13 protein-coding genes and 1 pseudogene are annotated in these 25516 nt (G+C 70.4%); 7 read left to right on the forward strand and 7 right to left on the reverse strand.

Annotated elements, in window-relative coordinates:
- Positions 1-445 precede the first annotated feature (445 nt).
- The 4 genes from Prum_RS29625 to Prum_RS29640 are packed head-to-tail and all read left to right on the forward strand — an operon-like array spanning position 446 to position 11033.
- Complete coding sequence (locus Prum_RS29625) at positions 446-9229, forward strand: RHS repeat-associated core domain-containing protein (protein ID WP_173079464.1); 8784 nt, start codon at positions 446-448, stop codon at positions 9227-9229.
- Positions 9226-9486, forward strand: a complete 261-nt coding sequence (locus Prum_RS29630) for a hypothetical protein (RefSeq protein ID WP_173079465.1) — start codon at positions 9226-9228, stop codon at positions 9484-9486. Before Prum_RS29625 ends, Prum_RS29630 begins: the two co-directional genes overlap by 4 nt.
- A 31-nt stretch (positions 9487-9517) precedes the next feature.
- Positions 9518-9943 carry a hypothetical protein gene (locus Prum_RS29635; RefSeq protein WP_173079466.1) on the forward strand — a complete coding sequence of 142 codons (426 nt, stop codon included), beginning with the start codon at positions 9518-9520 and terminating at the stop codon, positions 9941-9943.
- Between the two features lie 25 nt (positions 9944-9968).
- Entirely contained in the window at positions 9969-11033 is a 1065-nt protein-coding gene (locus Prum_RS29640; RefSeq protein WP_218577387.1) for a hypothetical protein, read from the forward strand.
- A gap of 37 nt (positions 11034-11070) precedes the next feature.
- Here Prum_RS29640 and Prum_RS29645 read toward each other — a convergent pair whose 3' ends face one another.
- Together Prum_RS29645 and Prum_RS29650 are read right to left on the reverse strand one after the other, a co-directional pair.
- Entirely contained in the window at positions 11071-11316 is a 246-nt protein-coding gene (locus Prum_RS29645) for a hypothetical protein (RefSeq protein ID WP_173079468.1), read from the reverse strand.
- 249 nt (positions 11317-11565) lie between these two features.
- Positions 11566-13464 (reverse strand): glycosyltransferase family protein, encoded by a 1899-nt coding sequence (locus tag Prum_RS29650; RefSeq protein ID WP_173079469.1) that lies wholly within the window; start codon positions 13462-13464, stop codon positions 11566-11568.
- A 119-nt stretch (positions 13465-13583) separates the two neighbouring features.
- Here Prum_RS29650 and pgfA point away from each other — a divergent pair, with 119 nt between their 5' ends.
- Positions 13584-14588, forward strand: a complete 1005-nt coding sequence (gene pgfA, locus Prum_RS29655; protein WP_173079470.1) for a cell envelope lipid trafficking protein PgfA — start codon at positions 13584-13586, stop codon at positions 14586-14588.
- A 58-nt stretch (positions 14589-14646) separates the two neighbouring features.
- On the opposite strand, the gene Prum_RS29660 is transcribed toward pgfA, so the two are convergent.
- Positions 14647-15375, reverse strand: coding sequence for a class I SAM-dependent methyltransferase (locus tag Prum_RS29660; protein ID WP_173079471.1), 729 nt, complete (start codon positions 15373-15375; stop codon positions 14647-14649).
- A gap of 20 nt (positions 15376-15395) precedes the next feature.
- Here Prum_RS29660 and Prum_RS29665 point away from each other — a divergent pair, with 20 nt between their 5' ends.
- Positions 15396-16496 carry a glycosyltransferase family 4 protein gene (locus tag Prum_RS29665; RefSeq protein WP_173079472.1) on the forward strand — a complete coding sequence of 367 codons (1101 nt, stop codon included), beginning with the start codon at positions 15396-15398 and terminating at the stop codon, positions 16494-16496.
- Here the strand turns inward: Prum_RS29665 and Prum_RS29670 are convergent.
- From Prum_RS29670 to Prum_RS29685, 4 genes and pseudogenes are all read right to left on the reverse strand, one after another.
- Entirely contained in the window at positions 16487-16654 is a 168-nt protein-coding gene (locus tag Prum_RS29670) for a hypothetical protein (RefSeq protein ID WP_173079473.1), read from the reverse strand. The two genes, Prum_RS29665 and Prum_RS29670, sit on opposite strands and share 10 nt — an antisense overlap.
- A gap of 46 nt (positions 16655-16700) precedes the next feature.
- On the reverse strand, positions 16701-20816 hold the full coding sequence (locus Prum_RS29675) for an alpha-(1->3)-arabinofuranosyltransferase (RefSeq protein ID WP_173079474.1): 4116 nt from the start codon (positions 20814-20816) through the stop codon (positions 16701-16703).
- 25 nt (positions 20817-20841) lie between these two features.
- Entirely contained in the window at positions 20842-22395 is a 1554-nt protein-coding gene (locus Prum_RS29680) for a substrate-binding domain-containing protein (RefSeq protein WP_173079475.1), read from the reverse strand.
- Positions 22396-22438: 43 nt separating this feature from the next.
- A pseudogene (locus Prum_RS29685) lies at positions 22439-24069 on the reverse strand (MmpA family trehalose lipid delivery protein).
- 50 nt (positions 24070-24119) lie between these two features.
- On the opposite strand from Prum_RS29685, the gene Prum_RS29690 reads away from it, so the two are divergent.
- Positions 24120-25397 (forward strand): lipopolysaccharide biosynthesis protein, encoded by a 1278-nt coding sequence (locus Prum_RS29690; RefSeq protein WP_173079476.1) that lies wholly within the window; start codon positions 24120-24122, stop codon positions 25395-25397.
- Positions 25398-25516: the final 119 nt, after the last annotated feature.

Below are 25516 nucleotides of genomic sequence, written 5' to 3' on the forward strand. Positions count from 1 at the left end.
CGGGAACCTTCACGTCGAACACGTTCGTCAGCAGCCAGGCGACCAGGCCCGGATCCAGTTTGGCCAGCGCCACCGGGGTTTCGTGTTCTGCACTTGGCATGAGGGGAGGGTAGGCGAGGCGTGTGACAGTCGGGTTTGGCTTGCTTGGATCTTTCGAGGCAAGAGGGCGGCTTGGCGCGCTCCCGTGGTGATATTGGTGTTTGCGCAAAGGTGAATCATGGGCCCCCGACGTCTGGCGCCGACCGGTATATGTAAGTCACGCGGAGCTGGGTGAGGCGTCACTCTGGGTGCCTCTGCCGCATCTGTCTCGGGGGCGTCCATGGCGCGGGCTCGGCTTCGTAGGCTTCTGGTTTCCGCCGTGGTTGTGGCGTTGGTAGTCCAAGCGGCCCCGGTCTCACCCGCTCCGGCTCTCGCCTCCCCTGTGGACGATTCGCTGGGTGGCTCGGTGCGCACGCCGGATCAGCGGGTCGGACCGGGTGTCGACCCGTCCCGGCTCGTTGATGGCGCCCAGACGTCTGCGCCCGCCGACGGCAAGACACGCACCACCGCCGTACCCGATGGTGCGTTGGCGCTGGACAAGCCTTTCGCGGCGCGGCCGTCGAAGGGGCTGGTGCCCGCACCGCCGGCTCCGAAGGGGGTGGCGGACCGCGAGCAGCCGCGGTTCGTGGCGCCGAAGGAGCCGGCGGCCGTGACCGGGTTCGAGGCGGGCAAGAGTGTCGAGCTGCCGGGGGAGCGGACCCAGTTCACGAGGGTCTTCAAGAACCCGGATGGCACGAGGACGGCGAAGTTCGGGTCGCATCCGCTGAACTATCGGGCGCCGGACTTGTCGTGGCAGCCGATCGATCCGACGCTGGTCGCCGCGGGCGGCGGTCGGTGGCGCAACCGGGCGGACAGCGTGCCGGTCAGCTTCGGTGGCCGGTCGTCGGACGCGGACCTGGTCGGGCTGGACCTGGGCGGCGGGCGCTCGGTGGCCTTCGGGCTGGCTGGCGCCACCGACGCGGTGGGTACGGTGTCGGGCGGCCCGGCGGGGGATGGGCTGACCCCGGGCGCCGGGTCCGCGATCACGTACCGGTCGGCCCGGCCGGATACCGATGTGACGTTCGAGCTGCTGCCCGGCTCGGGGGTGAAGGAGAAGATCGTTCTCGCTTCGCCGGAGGCGGCTTCGTCGTGGGTGTTCCCGCTGCGGCTGACCGGTTTGACCCCGCGGCTGACGGCGTCCGGCGAGGTGGAGCTCGTCGACAAGCTCGGTGAGATCGTGGCGTGGATCCCGCACGGGTTCATGGTGGACTCCAAGGTGGACGCTCGGTCGGGTGATCCGGCCCGGTCGGAGGCGGTGTCGTACGAGCTGGTGCGGCGCGGTTCGGGTTGGGACCTCGTCGTGACGGCGGACCGGGCGTGGCTTTCCGACCCGGTGCGGGTGTATCCGGTGACGGTGGATCCGTCGGTGCACTGGTGGAACTACTCGACGTCGGCGGACACGTTCGTGCAGACCGGCTACTCCACGTCGCAGCAGAACGACGTTCAGCTCAAGGTGGGCACCTGGAACGGCGGGTCGGACAAGGCGGCCACCTATCTGCACTTCGGACAGGTCGACGACCTGCTACGGCACGCCATCATCCACAATGCCCAGTTGTACCTGTACAACATCTGGTCGTACTCGTGCGGGCAGAAGCGGACTGTGACGGTGCATCCGGTGACCCAGTCGTGGTCGGCCGGGTCGATCGCGGCGTATCCCGGGCCGTCGTACGGGACGAGGGTGGCCACGTCGGCGGCGTTCGCGTACGGGTACATCCCGTCCGGGGCCACGACGAGTTCGTGCCCGGCGAACTGGACGTCGTGGTCGGGCAAGGGAATCGACCTGGGGTCGGGCGGTCGGGCGCTGATCCAGGGTTGGGTGGACGGCACGAAGGCGAACAACGGGCTGACGGTGCGGACGTCGATCACGGACTCGTACTCGTGGAAGAAGTTCGCGTCGCGGGAGACGCCGAACGGTCCGTTCATGACGATCACCTACAACCCCTACAACGCCGGGTACGCGTTCCCGGAGGCCACGCCGGTCATCTCCCCGACGGTGGACCCGAACACCGCCGGCTATGTGAACGTGAATGTGACCAACAAGGGCCGGGACACGTGGACGCCGAGCAACGGGTACAAGCTGTCGTACGGCGTCTATGACGCCGCGGGCCAGCAGCTCTACCACATTCCGGCCGAGACGGTGATGCCGTCCAATGTGGGCTACAACCAGACGGTCACGGTGCACGCGAAGATCAATCCGCTGCCAGTGGGCACCTGGTACGTCAGATTCGACATGCAGTACGCCACGTCCAGCGCGTGGGCGATCTTCTCCGACTACGGGATAGCGCGGGCGGCGCCGCTGAAGGTGGTGGTCGGGGATCCGCCGCCGGAGCTGGAGGCGATGTACCCGTACAACAACCACCGGCCGGGCACGCTGACGCCACAGTTGTACGCGGACGCCAACAACCCGGACGGGTGGCCGGCGAACGCGTTGACGTACACGTTCACGCTGTGCAAGGGCACGTCCCCGAACTGGGACTGGTGCACCAACTCGCCGACCTGGCAGACCTCGCCCGTGTGGCAGGTGCCGGCGGGCACGATGACCTGGGGCCAGGAGTACTTCTGGTCGGTCTCGGTCACGGACGGCTCGCAGACCACCAGCAGCCCGCTGTACGCGATCCGGCCGGCGGTGGCGCAGCCGGCGATCACCTCGCACCTGTCCGGCGCCGACGCCGGCCGGGAATTCTCCCAGTCGGTGGGCAACTACACCACGACGGTGACGGACGCGTCGGTACCCGTCATCGGACCGCCCTTGTCGGTCGTCCGGACCTACAACAGCCTGGACCCGCGCACCACCGGCCTGTTCGGTGCGGGCTGGTCGACCCGGTACGACATGCGCGCCACCGCGGACACCGACGGCTCGGGCAACGTGGTGGTGACGTACCCGGACGGCCGGCAGGTCCGCTTCGGCCGCAACGCCGACGGCACCTTCGCGCCCCCGCCGGGCCAGTTCGCCACGTTCGCCGCCGTCTCTGGCGGCGGCTGGGAGCTGATGGACAAGTCGTCCACTGTGTACGACTTCAACGCCGCCGGCCGCCTGACGTCGGTGACCGACAACCGGGGCCGGGCGCAGACGCTCACGTACGACGGCGCCGGCAAGCTGACTACGGTGACGACCGCGGGGCGGTCGCTGCACTTCACCTTCACCGGCTCACACGTCTCGTCGGTGTCCACCGACCCCGTTGGCGGCTCCGGGACCTCGCCGTTGACGTGGACGTACAGCTACAGCGGCGACAGGCTCACCGGCGTCTGCGCGCCGGGCGCCGGCACCGCGTGCGCCAGCTACGGCTACGGTACCGGTTCGCACTACCGCAGCGTGGTGCTCGACGGCGGGCCGTCCGGGTTCTGGCGGCTCGGCGAGAGCAGCGGCAGCACCGCCGGCAGCGAGGTCGCGTTGAACGCGGGAGCGGACGCCGGTACCTACACTGCGGCCACCCTCGGCGTGACCGGCGCGCTCGCCGGCACCACGGACAAGGCGGCCCGGTTCGCCGGCGCCGGCTGGGCGCAGCTACCGGCGAACTCGGTGACCCAGGCCGGGCCGTACGTGTCTCTGGAAGCCTGGTTCAAGACCACCGGGCCGGGCGCGGTCATCGGGTACCAGAGCGGCCTGCTCAGCGCCGCCAGCATGGTGCATTGGGTGCCGGCCGTCTACGTCGGCACGGACGGGAAGCTGCGCGGCCAGTTCTGGAACGGTGGCATCAACCCGATCGTCAGCGCCGGCCCAGTGAACGACGGCGCTTGGCATCATGCCGTGCTGACTGCGGGAGGTGGGACGCAAACCCTGTACCTGGACGGCGCCGCGGTGGGCACCAGGTCGGGCGCGGTCGACCACCAGGACATGAAATATGTACAGGCCGGCTGCGCCAGAGTCGCCTCGAACTGGCCCGCCACGCTGTCCGCGACGGGGAACTTCTGCCTGACCGGCGACGTCGACGAGGTAGCCATCTACCAGCGGCAGCTGGGCCAGACCGAGGTGACCGCGCACTATGCGGCCCGGCTGGCCGCCCAGCAGCTCACCTCGAACAGCACCGCGCAGGGCCGTACCCACGCCCAGGTCACCTACGACACGGAAGCGGACCGGGTCGCGACGGTGACTGACCAGAACGGCGGCACCTGGCAGCTCGGCGCCCCCGTCATCGCCGGAGAAGCCGGCGCCGCCACCGCGACGGTGACCATAGCCGACCCGGCCGGCAACGAGCAGTCCCAGACCTACGACACCGCGCGCAGCTGGCGACTGATCACCGAAACCGACCAGCTGGGCCAGGTCACCACCTACGGCTACGACACCGGGGGCAACGTCGCCGGGACAACCGACCGCAACGGGCACACCACCGCGTTCTGGCGGGACGAGCGCGGAAACATCCTCGCCACCACGCGTTGCCGCGACGCCAACACCTGCTACGCCGTCTTCGCCGGCTACTACCTCAACGCCGCCGACCCGTTCGACCCGCGCAACGACCTGCTGATCTGGCGCGGGGACGGGCGCTCCAGCGGGTACCTGGACGTCACGTACAACACGGATTGGGAGTACGACCAGTGGGGGCAGCAGGTCAAGGAGTTCTGGCCCGAGGTGCCCGGCGGACCGGCCCAGTGGGGCCTCAGCTTCACGTACACCACCGGCACGGAGGCCGCCGCGGGCGGAGGCACCCAACCGCCGGGACTGCTCAAGACCACAACCGACGCGCGCGGAAACCTCACCTCGTACGCGTACAGCTCCGCCGGTGACCTCCTCCAAGTCACCGGCCCGACCGGCCTGGTGACCGGCTACGCCTACGACAAGGTCGGCCGCCGCACCGCCCAAACCGTGTACTCCGACGTCAACACCGCCGGCACCACCACCAGCTACGGCTACGACGCGGCCGGCCGGCTGGCCACGGTGACCGGGCACGGCCAGTACAACTGGCAGACCGCGACGACCCACACCGCCGCCACCAGCTACACGTACGACCACGACGGCAACACGCTCACCCAGACCGCCGCCGACCTCACCGGCGGCGACACCGCCCGCACCACCACCTGGACATACGACAACCAGGGCCACGTCGCCACCCAGACCGACGCGGTGGGGGCGGTCACCAGCTACGGGTACGACGCCTTCGGCCACGTCACCACGACGACCAGCCCGGCCGGGCAGGCATACACGTACGCGTACACCGACCGCGGCCAGCTGGAAACGGTGACCCTCAACGGCTGGACTGGGTCGCCGGCCGCCCCCGAGCCGGCCCACGACGTCGAACTGGCCGCCTACACCTACGACGAGGGCGGCCGGCTCGCCGCAAAGTCCGACGCGATGGGCCGCGTGACCGGCTACCGCTACTACGACGACGACCGCGTCGCGCAGGTCATCGCCAGCGACGCCGTCCTCAACGGCGCCATCGAGCCCCGCGACGTCGTCCTGGCCGACTACGTCTACGACGGCGCCGGCAACCTCACCCGCCAGACCACGGGCGGCGGCAAGACCCGGATCGACTCCACATACGACCCCAAGGGCCGGCTGACCGCGACCGTTCTCGACCCGGCCGGCCTGGCCCGCCGCACCGCCTACGCCTACGACCTCGCCGGCAACGTCACCTCGGTCACCCGCAGCCACACCGCGTCCACCCGGGTCGAGACGGCTACGCACACCTACAACGCCGGCAACCAGCGCACGTCCACCACAGTGGACAACGGCGCCGACGACCTGACCACGACGTACACCGTGAACAACCTCGGCCTGGTTGCGGCCGTGACCGATCCGCGCGGCACCGCGCCCGGCGCGAACGCCGCCGATTACACCACCTCGCTGTCGTACGACAGCATTGGACGGCTCACCCGCATCACCCAACCTCAGGTGACCGTGGACCGGGCCGGCTTCCAGCAAACTGAGAACCCGTACGTCTCCTACAGCTACAACACCTTCGACGAACGCACCCACGAGTTCGACGGTGAATGGCGACAGAGCATCACCGCGTACGACAAGGCGGGCCGCGTCGTCTCGGTCGCTGCCCCCTCGTACACCCCGCCCGGCGGCATGGCCATCATCCCCACCACCCAATACGCGTACGACACGGCTGGCAACCTCGCCACCGCCACAGATCCGCGCGGCAACGCCACCACCTACACGTACGACAAGCTCGGCCGCCAGGTGACCCGCACCGACCCGCTCGTGACGGGGCAGGCCAGCGCCGGGAAGTGGACGTACACGTACGACCTGGGCGGCGAGGTGCTCGCCACGGTCGACCCCACCGGCGCCCGCGTCGAGGCCACCTACGACGACCTCGGCCGCACGATCACCAACACGGAGGTGGAACGCCGCCCCACCACGGCCTCGTACACCACCCGGTACGGCTACGACGACGCCGGCAACCGCACCTCCGTCACCGGTCCCACCGGCGGTCAGGTCTCCTCCGCCTACAACGCCGCCGGTGAACCGGTAACTCTCGTCGACCCCACCAGCCGGAGCATGCAGGCCGCCTACGACCTCGCCGGCCGCGTCACCAAGATGACGTATCCGACCGGGGTCGCGATCGCCTACGCCTACGACCTCGCCGGCCGGCCCACCACGGTCACCGACCTCATTCCGTCCGGGACCACCGTCCGGACCCGCACCTTCGGTTACGACCGGGCCGACAACCCGACCATCGCCACAAACGGCAACGGGCACACCACCACCCGCACCTTCGACGCGGCAAACCGGATGACCAGCCTCACCGAACCGGTCACTGCCTCGACCTCGATCACGACGGGCTTCGGATACGACTCGGTCGGGGCGATAACTCGCCTTACCGACGGCCGGGGCAACACCACGATCACTACCTACAACAGCCTCAACCTGGTCGAGACGGTCACCGAACCCTTCACAGACGTTCACCCCGACGCGGTGGACCGTGTCTGGACCGCTGCGTATGACGCGGTCGGCAACGCCGTACATGTGGCCGCCCCCGGCGGCGTCACCGTGACCAGCACCTACGACCAACTCGGCCGGCTCACCCGCCAGGCGGGCGCTGGTGCGGAAGCCGCCACCACGGACCGCACCTTCGGCTACGACCTCGCCGGCCGGCTTGTCGCCGAATCTACGCCCGGCGGCACCATCGCCACCACCTACAACGACCGGGGCCTTCCGCTCACCGTCACCGCACCCGGGCAGACCACCGCCAGCTATACCTACGACGCCGGCGGGCGCACCACCGCCCGCACAGACGCCGCCGGCACCGCGACCTACACGTACGACGCCGCAGGACGTACCGCCACCGCGATCGATGGGCTCACCAACACCACACAAACCTATGGCTACGACGCGCTCGGCCGGCTCACCGACATTCAGTACGGCAACACGGGCGGACACCGCACGCTGGGCTATGACACGCTCGATCGGCTCACCAGCGACGCCCTCACCAACCCGGCCGGCACCGCCACGGTCGCCTCCACTACCTATGGTTACGACAACGCCGACAACCTCACCTCGAAAACCACCACCGGGTACGTCGGCGCCGGCACCACGACGTACACCTATGACCGCGCCGACCGCGTCATTTCCACCACCCCGCCCGGTGGTAGCCCGATCAACTACACGTGGGACGCCGCCGGAAACCGTACGCAGGCCGGCGCTAACTCATACACATTTGACCAGCGCAACCGGCTCACCGCCGGCGCCGGAGCCAGCTACACCTACACGGCTCGGGGCACCCTGGCCACCGCCACCAGCACTGCCGGCGGCGGAGTCACCACGACGCACGCCTACACCAACGACGCCTTCGGGCAGCTCATTACCGACTCGCACGGCAGCGGCATCACCTACGCCTACGATGCCGCGGGCCGGCTGGCCACCCGCAGCCACGCCGGCACCACCACCAGCCACGGATACAACCTGCCGATCGGCAACGACCCGGTGGCCGTCACCGCGACGGGAAGCACACCGGGCCAAACGTTGATCGGCCGAGGACTGGACGGCAACGCGCTCAGTCTGCGCACCGGCTCCACCAACAGCCTGGCCGCCACCGACCTGGTACACGGCGACCTCGTCGGCACCAGCACCAACGGATTTGCCACGCTGGCCGCTTCGGCTGCATACGCCCCGTTCGGCGAGGCGACCACGAACGGGGCCACCGGCACCCTGGCCCTCGGCTACCAAGGCGAATACACCGACCCCACCAGCGGTGCCGTCAATATGCACGCCCGGTGGTACGGGCCAGCGAACGGCTCCTTCGCCAGCCGTGACGACGCCAGTCTCGCTCCGGACCCCTCGATCCAGGCCAACCGCTACACCTACGCCAACGGCAACCCTCTCACCTATACCGACACGACCGGTCATTCCCCCGACCCCGGGTTTGGGTGCCGTATCAGCATCGGCGGACCCACTGTCGGCTACCCATGCCGCAGCCGAGGCGGCAGCAGAGGCAGACCGCAGCAGATCGTCGGGGGCCAACAATCCGGCTGTCGCTACGCCATCGGCTGCGGTCGAAGCCTCGAAGATGTGCCCTACCAGCACTACTACCACCAGCAGCAGTACCAAGGATGTGGTTCGGCGACCGCGTGCGAGGGCCCGCAAGCCGGCCCGAAGGGAAGCGTCGGGTACGGGAGCTCCGCGCAGCTTCAACAGCGCGGCGGCCGCGTCAAGCCACCGCCGCCGCCGGACATCCGGCCCCAACTCGTCCGGCAGACCGCCCTCACTCCGCACCCGCGGCCGCCAACAGGCGCACACGCCGACCTCAAGGCCATCCGGCGCAACCTGGAGCAGATCGAGTCCAGGCAGACCGTCGTCGACTCCGGCCAGACCGTCGTTCAGCAGCCGCAGCCAATGACCATCCGCGACGACGGCAACGAGCAACTCATCAACGTGCCGGCGCCTCAGATGCAGACCCAGCTCATCAACGTGCCGGCGCCGCCGAACCCGACCGAGATCCTCATCAACGTGCCGGCGCCGCAGGTGCCGACTCAATGGATCAACGTCCCCGCGCCCCCCAATCCGACCGAAGTCCTCATTACGCCTGTACCCGATCACCGAACCTTCGAGTCCATCAACATGGCGACCGGGGGTGAGCCCGAATCCGGTACTGATTCGGGAACAAAGAGAGGGCCGGTCATCCTTGGGTATACAACGAGGTTAAGGAATATGTTGGAGAGCGGGCGGGCGAAGGTCTTGATGCCGACTTCCTCAGTATTAAGGGAAATATGAACGAAGGGAAAAATGGTGTCGGCGGATGGAATTGGACCCGTAACAAGCGATTCATCAATGATGCGCTGGAAGAGGGTCGGGAGATTCGTCTGATCTCCGACCCTGATAAAATACGCTACGGTGCCAAGAGGGAGGGTAAAGTGTTCGTGGAGGGAGCGGGCAACGTATACGGCAGGGAGCTCAAGTATCTTGAAGGTAAAGGCTATGGGTGGCGCCCGGTCGATGGTTATTGGTTGGTCATCCGTGTGCGACCTTAGTGGATTGAGACGAAGCTCGAGGTGATCCTTCGTGAGTAGACGGGCCTTCGGTGATGTCGCCAAGGTGTTCGATGAGGAAGCCGAGCGGGCGTTCGGGTTCCTGGTCACCGAGTACGGGCTCGGAGGACCCGATCGACGGTCAATTGTAGGAACCGGTGTGGCCTACACTGGATCGGGACTCACCTACCGCGTCTCGCTGGATCCACTTGAAATGACGGTTGATACGCGAGTGGTTGTTAAGCTGGGGTCCTGGCGACTGTCGGCTAGTCTAGGGAGCGTTGTGGTTGCCGCCGGGCTTGCGGCCCACAACACCCTCACTGTGAATGCGCACAATCTAAACTTGTTCCGAAAGGCGCTCGAGTCTCAGGCGAAATGCGCGAGGGAGGTCCATCCATTCCTCGCAGAGAACCCGGTTGAACTAATGCGCAAAGCCGGAGCGCGTGAGTGGAAATTGTAAGCCAACACTAGATGGGCACCTGCGGATGGTGGAGGATGACACTGTGGCCGATGACTCGGATCAGGTTGTTGTTCTAGGCGGGGAGATGGCTGCGGCGGCGGCCGCCGAGCGCCGTCACACGCCGACGGGCCCGTCGCCTATCGCGGGGATACGCTATCCGGTCGGCTCCGGCGATCTGTGGCGCTGGGTGGATCGCCCTGAGGACGCGGCGGTATCCGCGTTCGTCGGCGAGTACACGGGCAGCGACGTGCAGGGGCAGGCCGCGCTGCGGGCGAATCTGAGCATGGGTGACCTGTACACGGTGCTGTTGTTCGCACGACGGCGCGCGTTCTGGGCGATTCGCACGGCTGACCCCGGCGCGGTGGTGGATGCCTTCGACGCCTTGTCGGCTGTTGACATCGAGCGGGTGGACTGGCGAGACGTGTCGGTCGCGGCGATGTTCGCCGCGTATGCCGCGGCGGGTTCGGGCGTCACCGCGTTGGCAGCGGCGGCGGCGGTTTCCCGAGCCGAGCCGCAGGTGGCGGAGGTCATTGCTGCGGCGGTCGATGAGGACGAGATCGACCTTGCGGACTCGTGCGGGTACCGGGTGGTTGCCACGGCGGACGGTGCGGCGTTGTTCGAGGACGATGGCGAATCCTATGAGCCGGATCGGGATCTGGTGCCGATCGCCCTGGGGGTCGCCGCCGCGGTCGAACAGGACGGTAGGTACCGGGTCGAGGGCGTGGGTATTGGGCAGGAGCTACCGCCGATCTGGGTCGGTGCCGATGTTGATCGGCGGGTCGCCGCAGCCGTCGAAGGGATGACCGGTTGCATGACGGTGACCGCCGCCCCGGTCGGAGGCCAGGTACGAAGCCCCGGCCGACATTTTCTCAACGTTTACCTGGCCGAGGCGGCTACTGCGGAGCAGGCCGTGATTGTGGCTAGGGGAGCGGACTCCATCGAGGGGACTCGCTCCGTGGTGTCGGGCATCGCGGCGAGACGGCTGTGCGCGGTCGTGGTCGCGGCGAGCACTTCCGCCGACCAGCCACCCATCGAGACGGCGGCATCGCTGGACCGTCTTCGGTCCAAGATCGCGGATCTTTTGGGTTGACCTTCTCCGATGCGGAGTGTCGCGATGTGACTGTTGTTTAGCCGCCGACGATGTCGTCGATGCTGGTGGCGATGGCGGCCCGACGGAGCCAGGTGTCGAGCTGGGGCAGATCGGTGCAGGCGAGGATCCGGTCGCGAACGTCGGCCGGCACCGCCACGTCACGCCCGTCGAGCACGGTCAGGACCGCGCGGGCCTCGCCTAGGACCTCGCCGATCTTGCGATTCTCGGCGGCGATGCCCCGCAGCAGTTCGCTGCGGAACTCGTAGTCGGCGATGGTGGTCATGAACGCCTCCCAACGGGTCCGGGTCGCCACGGGCAGCCCGGCCAGTACAACGTCTTAATACAAGATCGCCCTTCGCGGGCAGTTCGGCCTCTAGCTGGGCCACTTATAGCTTCCAGTTGCGCCGTTTGCTGTCATCCCAGCGGCGTTGGACCTCCAGCACCACCGCCAGCAGTGGCCGGTCGGCCGGGTCGCAGAACAGCAGCATGCATGAGGGGAGCGTAGGGGGGTGTGACAGTCGGGATTGGCTTGCTACTCGGCCGGTATGGGGTTGCCGATGTAGATCTCGTTGGTGCAGAGCGTGATGGCGGGGTCGGCGAGGGTGAGCGTGGCCTCGGTGCCGCCGCCCCCGATCGTGAAGAAGATCTGGTTCAGGCCGCGGCGTACGTCGAACTGCCGTTCACCCCTGCCGAGGCGGAACACCGCTGTCGTGTCGCCGGCGCTGATGTACGCGATCCGCACCACCCAGACCCAGTCGTACACCTCGCTGGACAGCGGTATCGATGCCGGCTGACCCTCTGAGACCAGGTAGCCGCAGCCCTCCTGCGGCCCCGGCTTGTTGGTGATGCCTTCGACGCGGGCCTGCCGGATGTTGCCCTTGTCGTCGAACACCGACGGGTGCTCGGCTATGTCGACGAACCGCGGCCGCGGGTTGAGCGGGGCGAAGAACCGGGACTGCATGTTGTACGGCGCGGCCAGCTTGTGTATCACGATCTCGGGCACGGGCCGGTCCAGAAACACCGTGTCTCGTGGCGCCGCGACGAGTGCCAACTCGGCGGTGTGTACGTAGTCGCGCCCGTACTTGACCGCCCAGTCCTCGCCGAACTCGGTCGTGGTCCAGATGGTCCCGATCGCGAGGATGGACGCGACCACGACCGCGATGGGCGCGAGGACGGACTGCCGATCGCGGAAGAGGCCGGCCCAGGTCCAGCGCTCGGTGCCCGCTGCACCCGGAAGGTCGGAGCGGACGCCGAAGAGTGCCACGCCGATGCAGAGCGCCGCCACCGGTACGACGTCGGCGACGTAGCGGGGGACGAGGCCGGCCACCGCGCTGAACTCGGAGCCGAGCCGGGTCAGCGCGAGCAGGCCGACGACGATCGTGAGGTACAGGCCGAGCAGGGTCCAGGCGCGGACGGCGAAACGGCTGCGCCGGACCGTGATGACGATCAGGGCGATGAACACGGCGGCGGACAGCCACCGCATGAGCTGTGCGGTGGCGGTGACGGGTGCGCCGTCGCCGGTGTCGAGCCACCGCCACGGGCCGCCCATGAGGCCGGGGAGCAGGGTGCCGGTGAGCATTTCCTGGAGGAACGTGATGACCTCGTTGAGCGAGGCCGGCTCGCGCAGCGAAGACGACTCGGTGCGGGACAGGTAGAGCCCGAGGTAGCCGCCGGAGATGGCGGTGAGCACCAGCCAGGACGGCCAGTACAGGCGCACGGTCCGGATCACGCTGCGCACCGGCCCGCCGGTGGTGAACAGGCACGCCGTCGCCAGGAACACCAGCGGCACGACCAGCAGCGCCTTCTCGAAGAAAATCAGCCCGAGTACGACGGCCGCGGCCAGCGAGCCCAGGTGGCGGATCCGGCGCGTCCGGACATATTTCACCTGTGCCCCCAAAGCCAGCACCATCGCGAGCTGCATCGGCAGCGCGTTGGCGCCCACCGCCCACCAGGCGATCGCCTCAAGCGTCAACGGGCTGAAGAGGAACACACACAGGGGGATCAGTACCCCCCATCGGGCTGGCGTCAGCGACCGCAGCAGCCGGTAGAAGGCCAATCCGAGCACCGCCTGGGCGACGGCCATCGCCAGCAGGTACGGCCAGTACACGAGCCCGAGCTCGTCGGTGACCAGCCAGGTGAAGGCTTGCGCGCCAGGCATGAGGTGGTTGCTGTAGAGGCTCAGGAGCAGGTCGGGAGTCAGGTCGGACTCCGCGACCTTGGAGGCGAGCGGATAGTCGTCGATGGTCAGGAAGCCGCGCGAGGCCAGCTGTACGCGCCAGATCACCTGCAACAGGATCAGACCGATGGCGACGGCGCGGACCGGATCCTTCGCGATCCACCGCGCCAGCCAGCCGGCCTGGTCCTTGTCCTGGTCTCCCGCTTCCGGTGACTCCCGGGGCGGCGCCGGAGCCTCGGTGCCCTCCACTGCCATGGCGAGAGACTGCCACGGAAGTACCGACATGGAAACGTTCGGCTCCCCCACTTTCTCCATTACCTACCGTGGGGTAACGTCTGCGCCACTGTGATCCGGCTCATTTCCTGGAGGTTGCATTGCGACGCGTAGCCGCCGCGGTCCTGCTTTCCTTGGGTGTCTTCGCGATCGTCCTCGCCGCGCTGCTCAGGTTCTATGTGCACGACAAGCTTGCGGTGGCGCCCCTGGACCCCGAGTCGACAACTGTTTCTCAAGGCGGCGGGATGACCGTCTTCTACCCTGGCACGTTCACTCAGCGTACCGACGCCACCGTCACCGCCACCCGGATCATCCGGGGCTCCCTCACCGCCCCCGAGGTGAAGGTGGACGGTGACTTGGCTCTTTGGCGCGTCGGCCTGGTCCTGCAAGACGACAAGGACGTGCTGGTCAGCGCGACCGAGGAGCAGGTGTGCGTCGACCGGCGTACGGCTGAGTCCCTCGCGAAGTGCTCGAACCAGCGCATCGACGACGACATCTCGGTCGTGCACTCGGGCCTGGCGTACAAGTTCCCGTTCAACACGGAGAAGAAGGACTACCCCTACTTCGACCTCAACTCCCGGGCGTCCACGCCGCCGATGAAGTTCGACGGCGAGGACAAGGTCAACGGCCTGCCGGTCTACCGGTTCGTCCAGAAGATCCCGGCGGTGAAGATCCAGGACCGGGAGGTGCCCGGCAGCCTGGTCAAGTCGACCGAGGCGTCGGTGACCGCGGCCCGGATGTACGAGAACACCCGCACCGTGTGGGTCGAGCCGTACAGCGGCCTGATCGTCAAGGGGCAGGAAGAGGTGCGCCAGTGGCTGCGCGGGCCCGACGGCACCGACGGTCAGGTGCTGCTGGCCGGCACGCTGGGGTTCACCCAGGAGACCGTGCAGAACCAGGTCGCCGACGGTGAGGAAGCCCGGAACAAGCTCCGGATGATCCAGTTCACCGGTCCGCTCGTACTCCTGGCTGTGGGCCTGCTGCTGATCGTGGGCGGCGTGTTCCTGTTGCCGCGTAGGCGTCGCGGCGGCTCGGGCGACGGTGCCGAGCCGCCGAGGGAGCCGCGGTTCCGCCGCGGCCAGACGATCGAAAAGGCAAGCGCCTAAAGGACAACAGTGCCCGCCGCGTTCGCGCGCGGCGGGCACTGCTCGCTCAACTCAAATCTCAACGCTTGCGCAGCACCAGCGCGAGGTTCCAGGACAGGACCTCACGCAGGACGGGCGTGCGCACGATCCACTGTGCCCACCAGGGGTGGTAGCGCGGCAGCGCCTCGAGGACCTCGACGTCCGGGCAGTGCCGCGCCCAACGCAGCACGGAGCCGATGGAGAGGGGAAAAAGGCTTTGTCCGAAGCGGTTCTTCGGCGGATGGCCGGTACGGCGCTCGTAGCGCCGCGCCGCGCGGTCCCCGCCGAGGTAGTGCCAGGGGGCGGTCTCGTGGCCACCCCAGGGCGACCACCACGGCGTGAAGGAGACGAAGAGGACGCCGCCCGGCCGGGTCACCCGGACCATCTCCCGCAGCATCTCGGTCGGCTCCGCGACGTGCTCCAGCACGTTGGAGGAGTAGCAGACGTCCACCGCGTCGGTGCGGAACGGCAACGCCGTACCGCTGGCCCGGACCATGTCCTTGGCGGGCTCGCCGCGCGCGGACAGCTCGCCCACGTCGGGGTCCACGCCGAAGTACGTCGCTCCCGCCGCCCGGAACGCGTCGGCGAAGTAGCCGGGGCCGCCGCCCACGTCCAGGACGGCACGGTCGGTCAGGCCGACGTACCCGGAAAGTTGGGTGACCGAGTCGTTGGCCAGCGCTTGGTAGAAGCGGTCCGGGTCGGTCTGCTCCACCAGGAACGCCCGGAAGAGGGCGACCGAGCGCGCGAGTGTGCGTTGTCTTTTGCTCATCGATCCGCCCGGAGGGTTTAGTGGCTTCGGTTCTGGTGGTCAGTTGGCGGGACACGCAACACCCGGAGGGTGGCGGATCCGAGCGGTACGTGGAACGGATCGCCGAGGGCCTGGTGGCTCGCGGCCACCAGGTCACGATCCGGTGCCCCAGGCACGATAACGCCCCCGATCGGGAGCAGGTCGACGGCGTCGACTTCATCCGCCGGGGCAACAAGTACACCGTCCACCTGTACGCGATGCTGGCCGTGCTCTTCTCGCGCGCGGACGTGGTGATCGACGTGCAGAACGGCCTGCCGTTCTTCTCCCGCCTCTTCACCCGCGCCACGGTCGTCGTGGTGCTGCACCACCTGCACCGGCAACAGTGGTACAGCTGGTTCGGCCGGCGGCTGGGCGGCGTGGGCTGGTGGATCGAGTCGCGGCTGGCGCCGGTCGTCTACCGCCGCTGCCGGTACGTCACGGTTTCCGAGCACACCCGGTCCGAACTGGCCACGCTCGGCGTGACGCCGGAGCGGGTGAGCGTGGTGCCGAACGGGCTCGACCCGGTGACCGTCCAGACGTCGCGGCGCGCGCCCGAGCCGCTGCTGGTAGCCGTGAGCCGGCTGATGCCCCACAAGCGCCTGGAGCACGCCATCGACGCGGTGGCGCTGCTGCGCGACCGGTGGCCGGGCCTGCGCCTGGAGATCGTCGGTCGCGGGCCGTGGCTGGAGACGCTGCGCGAGCACGCCGCCGAGCGCGGCGTCGCCGACCACGTGCTGCTGCACGGCTGGGTCGACGAGCAGGACAAGCACGAGATCCTCGCCCGGTCCTGGGTGCACCTGTGCCCGTCCGCCAAGGAGGGCTGGGGCATCGTCGTCATGGAGGCGGCCGCGCGCGGCGTGCCGACGGTGGCGTACCGGTCGGCCGGCGGCGTATGTGAGTCGGTGCTCGACGGCCGGACCGGGCTGCTCGCCGACGACTTCGGCGACTTCGTCGCGGGCGTCGAGCGCCTGCTGAGCGAGGCGGATCTGCGCGCGCGGATGGACGAGGCCGGGCGGGCGCACGCCAGCAACTACGAGTGGAAGCGCAGCGTGGACGCGTTCGAGGAGATCATCCTCGGTGAGCAGGCGCAGCTTCAGCGCTGACCGTACTGCAACGTCGACTCCGCGCTGGTCTGTCCGCTGTTGATCAGCCGCTCGGCGTCCTGGTCCGGCGCGTTCGCCGAGATGAGTGCGAATGCAGCGATCACCGCGAGGAAGGCACCCGCCGCGGATCCGGCGGCGATGGCGAGGTAAGTCCGCACGATTTATCGCCTTTCAAAAGGGCCCCCGTCGTGGAGCTACCTGAATTTACCGATCAGTAACGCCCGTCGCAACACCAGAATCAGATGGGTCGTCGTCCATCGACGCACCACCGGGCACGCGGATCGCAGCCGCGATGACCGCGGCGACGGCCACGAGCATCGCGCCCTGGGCCCACGCGTTGTGCGCCCAGCCCTGTCCGTGCCCGAGCAGCCGGCCGGCCGCCGCCACCACCATCGCGGCCGCGGCGCCGCCGAACGCGACGGCGGGCAGGACCTGTGGCCGTAGTTGCCGCACGATCAGGCAGGCGACCACGAGCGCCACCGGCAGCACGCCGCCGAGCAGGACGGCCAGGACCACCAGCGCGGCGCTCAGGACGTACTCGTATCTGCGGCCCGGCGGGCGGCGGTGCCGGTCCGGCCGGGGGCGGGCCGGCAGCAGGGCCAGGATCACCACGGCGAGCGCGGCGACGCCGCCGGCGGCCAGCCCCAGCCGGTACGCCCCGTCCGGCTCGAACCGCAGCCGCACGAGCCCGCCCGCGCCGGCCGGCACGGTCCACGCCTGTTGCCAACCGTCCACTCTGGTCGGTGTGAGGCGCTTCCCGTCGAGGGTGGCGACCCAGCCGGAGTTGGCGTTCTCCGGGACGACGAGCAGTGCCTCCTCGCCGGCCTCCACGCGTACGGCGCGATCGGTGGTGTGCCAGCGCTCCACATGCGACGGTCGTTCGTGGACGGTGCCGGCGGTCCAGCCGGACGGCCGGAGTGTGGCGTCCTGGATGACGAAGTGGTCCGACGGCTCGGTCCGCAGATGGTGCTCGCCGGCGTTCAGCGGGATGCCCTCCTCGCCGTACAGGCCGCAGACGGTGACCGCGAGCGGGCGCCGCGCGATCACGTCCGCGAGCGTCCCGGACAGGGCGGTCTGCAGCCGGCGGCCGTCCAGCTCGACCGCCGGGCCCTTCCCGCACGGCAGGGCGAACGGGGTCTGCGCCGGCACCGGCTTGAGCAGGCCGGCGAGGCCGGGCAGTTCGACCTCGGCGATGCCGGCGGGCGCCTGCGAGCCGTCGCCGCGTAGGTCGAGCGAGCGGGTGTTGATGCCGCTGATGGCGATCTCGACCTGGTCGGTGACCAGCGGCGGGAAGACGGCCTGCCCGGCGGTGTCCAGCCGGACCAGCCGGGTCTCGGTGGGCGTGCGCAGCTCGACTATCGAGGGCGTGGAGGCGACCGGTGTGTCGGCGGCGCGGAGCCGGATCTGGTTCAGCTCGCGCTGGCCGATCCACTTCAGGCGCAGGGCCGGCTGGCCGTCGCCGATGTCCGAGACCCACGCGGTGGCCGGGTCGCCGTCGACGGCCGCCAGGGCGGCGACCGCCGGGTCGCCACCGAGCCACGAGGACGCATCGACGGTCACATGCGGCGGGGACGCCGGCAGGACGCCGCCGGGCCGCGCCACCGCGGTCATGTTCAGCGTGTACGTCGAGGGCGCGGGCGTACGGAAGAGGCGGTCCACGCCGTGCGGCTCCTCGCCCACGCGGGCCAGGTTGGGGTCGCACCGGGTGGCCCCGTCCACGGCCAGGCACGCCGGCCGGGACTGGTAGCCCCGGGTGAAGCCGAACGCCGGCAGCTCACCGGTCGACTCGACGTCGTCGGGCACCCGCAGCGCCCGGGTGGCCGGCGCGTCCGGGATGGTCAGCTCGCGGATGCCGACGTTGCCGTCGGTCCGGCCGGCCTCCAGCGCGATCGGCGTGACGCGGACCTTCGTGGTGAGCCCCGGCACCACGTCGTACGCGTGCGGGCCCGGCTCCGGCGGCACGTCCCGCTCGACGCTGCCCGAGTCGGTGGTGATCCGTACCCGGGCGACCGTCCACCCCACCCGCAGGTCGTCGACGAACTCCAGGTTGATCTCGTCGACCTCTCTAGGGGTGTCGAGGTCCACCTGGAGCCACTGGCCTACGGATGAGTAGAAGCTGGAGCTGTGCCACGAGGTGCTCCGGTCGCCGTCGATCGCCGCGAACGGCAGGTACGACGGCTCGGAGCCGCCGAACGCGTCGGCGAAGCTGGCGGACGTCGAGGCGGTGACCGACCGGATGCCCGCGTACGTCGCGACGGTCTGATGCGCCTCGTCCGAGTACGGCAGGATGTCCAGCGACGGGCGGTCCTGCCGGGGTGCCTCGGTCGCGGTCAGCGTCTGGCTCAGATTGTCGCGTACCCGCCCGATGTTGCGCTCCCGGCGGCGCAGGCCGTCGGTGACCAGTCGCGGACCGGTCGCCACGCCGGTGCGTTCGCCGGCGAGCACGGCCGGCCGGTCGCGCTCGATCAGGCCCTGGTCGAGCAGCGGCAGCAGGGACTCCGGGCCACCGCTGACGGTCGCGACGTCGCTCGTCAACACGGTCCGGGCCAGTGGCGCCGCGCCGCCCACCTCGTACACCTCGATGGACGGCACCGGCTCGGTGCCGTAGTCGACCGGGCTGCGGCTGGTCTCGTCGGCCGGGGTGACCTTGGGCCCGAACGTGATCGCCCGCGTGAAGCCGGGCGAGCGGGTCAGCGCCTGGCGCAGTACGGAGATCGGCGGCGCCCCGGTGCGGAGCCGGTCGATGTCGTTGCGCAGCAACACGTAGCGGTAGCCGGCCCGCGCCAGGTACGCGGCGAGGCCGGGCGAGCCGGCGCCGCTGGCGAGGGCCTCCTCGACCGCGTCCATCATCCGGGTGTTGCCCTCGGAGCCGAGCGGGATCTGGTTGCGCAGCGCCCAGGGCGCCTCGGCGAGCGGCTGGATCGGCTCGTCGACCGTGCGGCCCCAGGTGTAGTGGCCGAATCCGGAGCCCGGCACCACCAGCGTGCGCGCGTTCCGGTCCTGATCGGCGAGCCAGGTGGTGGCCTGCCGCCAGTGCGCCGGTATCTGCGTCCATCCTGGCCCGGGGCGCAGGTCCAGCAGCCAGGCCGGCGCCGCGACGACGCCGACCAGCAGCAGGGCCGGCAGCGCCCCCATCCAGGTGGGGGTGGGCGCCTTGGTGATCGGGCGGCGCAGCCACTCCCACAGCAGCGGCGCACCGTGGGCCAGGCCGAGCACGATGGGCAGCCGCAGGACCGGCTCGAACTTGTGGATGTTGCGGAACGGTGCGAGCGGCCCGTCCAGCAGCTCCCGCGCGGCGCTCGACAGTGGACTGTCGAGGGTGCCGACGTACCCGACGGTGAGCAGGAGGAGCCCGACGACCATGGCGAGGACGAGGAACCCGCGCTCCGGCAGGTTGGGCCGGGCCAGCCCGGCGAGGCCGAGGGCGGCGACCAGCATCGTCGCCACCATGAGGGCCGGGTTGTCGATGAGCATCCAGCCGGACGGCCACCACGGCACGCCCTGGACCACGTACGCGACCCACTGGTTGGTGCCGCGGACGGCCTGGAAGAGCGAGGCCACCGCGGTCGTGTCGGTCGAGGACTCGATGTACGACAGGAACGGCAGGCTGTACCGACCGAGGAGGAACAGCGGGACCAGCCACCACAGCACGCACGCCACGATCCCGGCGCACCACCAGCCGATCAGCCGCAGGTGCTCGGCCGTGAACCGCCGGGTGAGCAGCCAGAGCCCCGGCAGGACCAGCGCCATCAGGACCATCGCCGCGTTGACGCCGCCCATGCAGAGCACCGCCAGTGCACTGAGCCCGGCGGCCCGGCGCGGCGTGGTCAGCCCGCGATCCGCGCGGACCAGCGGCAGCAGCGTCCAGGGCAGCAGCACGGCCGGCAGCGACTCCGACGACAGCGGGCCGATCTCGGTGAGCACCCGGGGCGCCACCGCGTACGCCAGGGCGGCCACGTGGCGGGTGCTTTCGGTGCCGATGCGCAGCGCCCGGCCGAGCAGGAGCACACCGAGGAACGCCGTGCCCAGCAGCAGGGCGCACCACAGCCGCTGCGTGATCCACACGGGCAGGTGGAGCAGTTGGCCCAGCGCGAAGAACGGGCCCATCGGGAAGAGGTAGCCGTACGCCTGGTTCTGCAGCTCGCCGGAGGTGGCCTGGGGGTTCCACAGGTGCAGCGAGCGGGCCAGGAACCCGATCGGGTTGACGGCCAGGTCGAGCTTGGTGTCGAAGGTGGCGCGCCCGGGCGCCTGCGCGAACGAGAGTGCCGCCAGGGCGAGCAGGCAGGCGATGGCGGTCGGCTCGCGTTTGACGGCTCTCATTTCGTGCACGCCGGTGGCTGGCAGCTCAGCTCCGCCAGCGCGGCGAAGAAGATCTGGCGGATCCCGCTGGCGTCCTTGGAGAGAAACACCCGGCCCCGGTCACCTTGGCGATGGCGGTGAGCCCTTTCTGGTCGATGTCGCCGCCGATGCCGATGAAGATGATGGGCAGCGGGCGGCGCGGGTCGCTGAGCTTGGTGAGCTCGGCGATCAGGTTGGCCCGGCTGATGCTGCCCGGGTCGTTGTTCTCGCCGTCGGCGAAAATCACCACCACGTTGATCCGACCGGCCGTCCAGTTGCGCCGGGCGTCCTGGTACGCCGCCAGCGTGGTGTCATACAGCCCGGTCTGGCCGCCCGGCTCGGCGCGTACCTTGGCCAGCTCGGCGATCAGCCGCTCGCGCTGCTCGCCGAGCGGCTGCGGCCGGGCCAGCACGCGGTAGTCGCGGTCGCCGTCGAGCTTGCTCGAGAAGACCCAGAAACCCACCTCGGTGGTGTCGAGCATGAGGCCGAGGCCCTGTTGGACCGCCCGAACGGTGGCCGACATCCGGGTATCTCCGCCGCCGGCGACCTGCTCCTGCATCGAGCCGGACACGTCGAGCACGCCGAGCAGCCGGGCCGACAGGTGTACGCCGGTCCACGCGGTCAGCAGTTGCACCAGCGCGTCGTCGTCGGGCAGCGCGTCGTCGCCGGGCGCCTTGAAGTCGTACGTGCGCAGGATCCGCTGCCCCGGCGGCGCGATCAGCGTGGTCAGGAACCGGGTCGCCGCCTGCCGTTCGGCGTCACCCGCGCCGGGCAGCACGACGTACGGGAAGTCGAGCGCCGGCACCGACGGGTCGGGGTAGGCCGGCACGAGCGTCGTCTCCGGGGCCTGGCGGTTGTGGCGGAGCATCGCCTGCTCGCTGGTGACGAACGCGGTGAGCGTCTTGCCGGTGTCCGTCGCGCCGGGCAGCCGCTGGTAGAGGTTGGCCCCGTGCGTGACGGTATGAGGCGAAATGCGGCGGAGGGCCGCGACGTTGGTCGCCTCGGCGTTCGCGGCCTTCGAGGTGAGCGCGCGGATGCCGATGACGGCGGAGACCCCCAGCGGGTCGCTGGCCGGGTCGGGCAGGCCCACCGGCACGTTCGGAGCGTTCGGGGCGAGCAGGGCCGACCAGGGCACGGCCTTGCCCGGCCAGCCGAACCGGCCCGCCACCTGCTCGGTCATGGCGACGACGACCGGCGTACTGGCGACGGAGGTGCCCCGGTCGGGCGTCTCGAACGCCCCCTGGGCCTTGGCGCGGCGCAGCCAGAAGCTCGACTCGGGCACCCAGGCGTGCGGCGCGTCCGCGGACGGCGGGGCGGCCAGCGCCGCGGCGACGGCCGCCGAGTCCCGGGCCGACACCTCGACGCGGTAGCAGGGGTCCGTCGCGGCGCCCGCCGCCTCCGTCACCGCCTCCGCGATGGCCGGGGCCGCGGCCACCCGGACGGTCACCGGTGCGGCGCAGTCGCCGCCGTCGTCGCGTCCGGTCAGGTACGCCACGGCGGCCCAGCCGGCGAGGATCGCCACCAGCACCGCGCTGAGCCAGACCACGGGCGACCGTCGCACGGTTCCTCCTCCCGCCGTCCCAGCCCTGCCGAACTCCGGCATCCTAGGGCCGGGACCTGGATTTGAGTAGCGCCCCCCGGCCGAGGCGCAACCACCCGGCGACCAGGACGACGGCGAGGGCCAGCAGGTGGCCGGCGAGGGGCAGCGGCCAGTCTGTTCGCGCTGCGCTCACGGTGCCGGGGTTCTCGTACAGGGACAGCGTGGGTCCACTGTGGACGAGTTGGAGGCCGGCCAGGGCGGCCGCCGGCGCCTCGCCGCCCGCGTCGTGCTGGACCAGCACCCAGCGCACGCCGGTCAGCGGCTGCCCGGCGACGAGCTGGCGGCGGATCTCGGCGGCCCGCGGGTTCTCCCCGGCCACCACCAGGTCACCGACCCGCAGCGTGTCGTCGACGAGGACGGGCGCGTCGAGATAGCGCGGCGCCGGATCGATCGCCACGTGCCGCCGGTTCCACGCGTACGCCCGGAATGCACCGAATGGCAGCGACACCACCGGTCCCGGCGCCGCCTCGATCCGCGCCGCGACGACGTCCCAGTCCCGCGGGTACTCCACCGGCCGCAGCCGCCCGGCGCCGCCGAGGGCCAGGTCGGGCATCAGCGCGATGGGCAGCAGCGCCGCCGCCACCAGCACCGCGTTCCGGTTCAGCCGCTCCGCGCCGAGCGCCGCACACACCACCAACACCAAGGTGTACGGGATGAGCAGCTTCTGCCCATCGCGCAGCAGTCCCGCACCGGGCACGTGCCCGACGAGCCACTCCAGGACCGGGGCGCCCGGCCACGTACCGGCCGCGGCCAGCACGAGACTGGCCAGGCCCAGCAGCCCCAGCCGGGTGGCGAACCCGGGGGCCACCGGCGGCGCAGCACCGAGACCCCGGCCACGGCCAGCGCCAGCAGCAGCACGGTGACCAGGGGCACCAGGGGCGAGCCGCGGCTGTCCGGGGCGGTCTGCGCGTTCCAGATGCCGCCCGTGCCGGCGAGCGCGCCCAGCGGGCCGCTCCAGTTCTCGCCGCGGGCGGCGAACGCGGCGACGCCGGCGGGGTCCGACCGGCCGCCCGCCGACGTCGCCAGGGCGGCGAGCAGCCAGGGCGCGTTCAGGGCGGCGGTGGCCGCGACCGCGAGCAGGTCCGCGCGGCGCCGGCTGAGCACGAGGACGCACACCGTCGCGAACGCGATCACCCCGCCGGTGGGCGTCACCGACGCGACCGCCGCGGCGAGGACCAGGCGCGGGAGGTCCCGATCCTTGGCCGCGGCCACCAGCCAGGGCAGGGCGGCGTAGCAGAGCAGCAGCCCCCAGTGCCCGATGAGCAGCCGCTCGGCCAGGTACGGCGTCCAGACGTACCCGATCGCCGCCACCAGCCGGGTGAGGGTCCGCTCGGCCGGCACCAACCGGCCCGCGCCGACCGCCGCGGCGTAGACGATCGCGGCCAGCACCACCTTCTGCACCAGCCACCCGGGTACGACCTGGGTGACGAGCGCGACCAGCGTGTCCAGCGGTACCGCCCGGGGCAGCGCGTCGGCGGGCGCGATCAGGTCCCAGCGCAGCGGCTGTCGGGGCACGAAGACCATGTCGTACGCCAGCACGTACCCTGGCGTGGCGAGCGGGGCCAGCACGGCGACCACGAGCAGGGCGGCGGTGCCGTGGAGCAGCAACCGCTCCCGCACGGTTGACCTCCTCACGACGGCGCCACACGCTAGGTGGCGTCACTGTACGCGGGACCGGAGGCACCTTGAGCGAGCGCAGCGGCGCAGCGGGGGCGGCCGCCCTCGGCCGGGCGGGCGTCGTGGTGACCGCGGCGAACATGGCCGGCAACCTGATCGCGTACGCGTTGCCGCTGCTCGGCGCGCGGTTCCTGGACGCCGGAGATCTGGGCGCGCTGGCGACGGCGATGGCGCTGGTGGCGATCGCGGCCGTCCCCGGGGTCGGCCTGCAGACCGCGGTCGCGGTGTCGGTGGCCCGCGGCGACGAGCCGGCGAACGTCGGCCGGGTCAGCGCGGTGACCGCCGCGCTGTGCGGCGGCGCCGTCCTGCTCGCGACGCCCGTCCTGGCCGCGGCGCTGCACCTGCCGGTCGCGGTGCCGCTGCTGCTCGCAGCGATGACCGTCCCGATCGTGCTGGTCGGCCGGTCGCTCGGCGAGTTGCAGGGCAGCCGGCGGTTCACCGGGCTCGCGGCCGCCATGGCCCTGCTCGCGGCCGCCCGGTACGGCGGTGTGATCATCGGGCTGGCCGCGGGCGCCGGGCTGGTCGGCTCGATCGCCGTCGGCGCGGTGACGGCCTGGCTCGCGCCGCCGGTGCTCGCCTGGATCGCCCGTACGCCGCACGCCGCCACCCGGTCCGGGACCCTGCACGGCCGGGCGGTGCTGACCGCGGCGAGCGCGACGCTGGCCATGCTGGTCGCCTCGTACGCCGACCTGATCCTGGCCCGTTACGTGCTGGCGCCCGACGAGTCCGGCGCGTACGCCGTTGGCGCGGTCCTGACCCGGGGCGCGATCTGGGCACCGGCGGTGGTGACCCTGCTCGCCCTGCCGCACCTGGCGCAGGGCGCACGGCGCGCGCTCGCGGCCGGTCTGGTGCTGATCGGTGGCTCAGGGGTGATCCTGGTGACGGTCACCGCGGTCGCCTCCGACCTGGCCGTACGGCTGGTCGGCGGGGCCGACTACCGGTCGCTGGCCGCGCTGGCGCCGTACTTCGCCGCCGTCGGTGCGCTGTACGCGGTGATCTTCTTCCTGCTGAACGCGCAGATCGCGGCCGGTGCCCGGCGGCCGGCCGGGCCGCTGTGGGTAGCGATCGTCGTACTCGCCGTGGTAGTGATCGCGGTGGACCCGGCGACGGTGGGACAGGTGCTGGCGTTCGCCTTGATCGCGGCCGCGGCGGCGACGGCCGCGATGCTCGCGCTGGTCCTCCTGCGGGCGCGCACAAACGGCCAAGACATTGACGATCGGGTACGTCGATCGGCCGCAGGTGCCGAAAGTAACGTCTCATCCTCGCCTGGCGACACGCGTTCTTGAAACAGTAGGCTGATAGCGTGGAGCCAGAAGTTCTGGGCTAGTTTGGGGTGGTTTGCCCGGGGCCGGGTTGTCGACTCGCATGGAGGCGGGAGTGATCGGGGAGCAATCGGCCCAAACTG

Source organism: Phytohabitans rumicis (assembly GCF_011764445.1).
Classification (GTDB): domain Bacteria; phylum Actinomycetota; class Actinomycetes; order Mycobacteriales; family Micromonosporaceae; genus Phytohabitans; species Phytohabitans rumicis.

Excerpts from the sequence above, each read along its gene's own strand:
- Prum_RS29630 (WP_173079465.1), top strand. The coding sequence starts at position 9,226 with ATGAACGAAGGGAAAAATGGTGTCGGCGGATGGAATTGGACCCGTAAC.
- Prum_RS29640 (WP_218577387.1), top strand. The coding sequence starts at position 9,969 with ATGGTGGAGGATGACACTGTGGCCGATGACTCGGATCAGGTTGTTGTT.
- Prum_RS29645 (WP_173079468.1), bottom strand. The coding sequence starts at position 11,316 with ATGACCACCATCGCCGACTACGAGTTCCGCAGCGAACTGCTGCGGGGC.
- Prum_RS29650 (WP_173079469.1), bottom strand. The coding sequence starts at position 13,464 with ATGGCAGTGGAGGGCACCGAGGCTCCGGCGCCGCCCCGGGAGTCACCG.
- Prum_RS29660 (WP_173079471.1), bottom strand. The coding sequence starts at position 15,375 with ATGAGCAAAAGACAACGCACACTCGCGCGCTCGGTCGCCCTCTTCCGG.
- Prum_RS29675 (WP_173079474.1), bottom strand. The coding sequence starts at position 20,816 with ATGAGAGCCGTCAAACGCGAGCCGACCGCCATCGCCTGCCTGCTCGCC.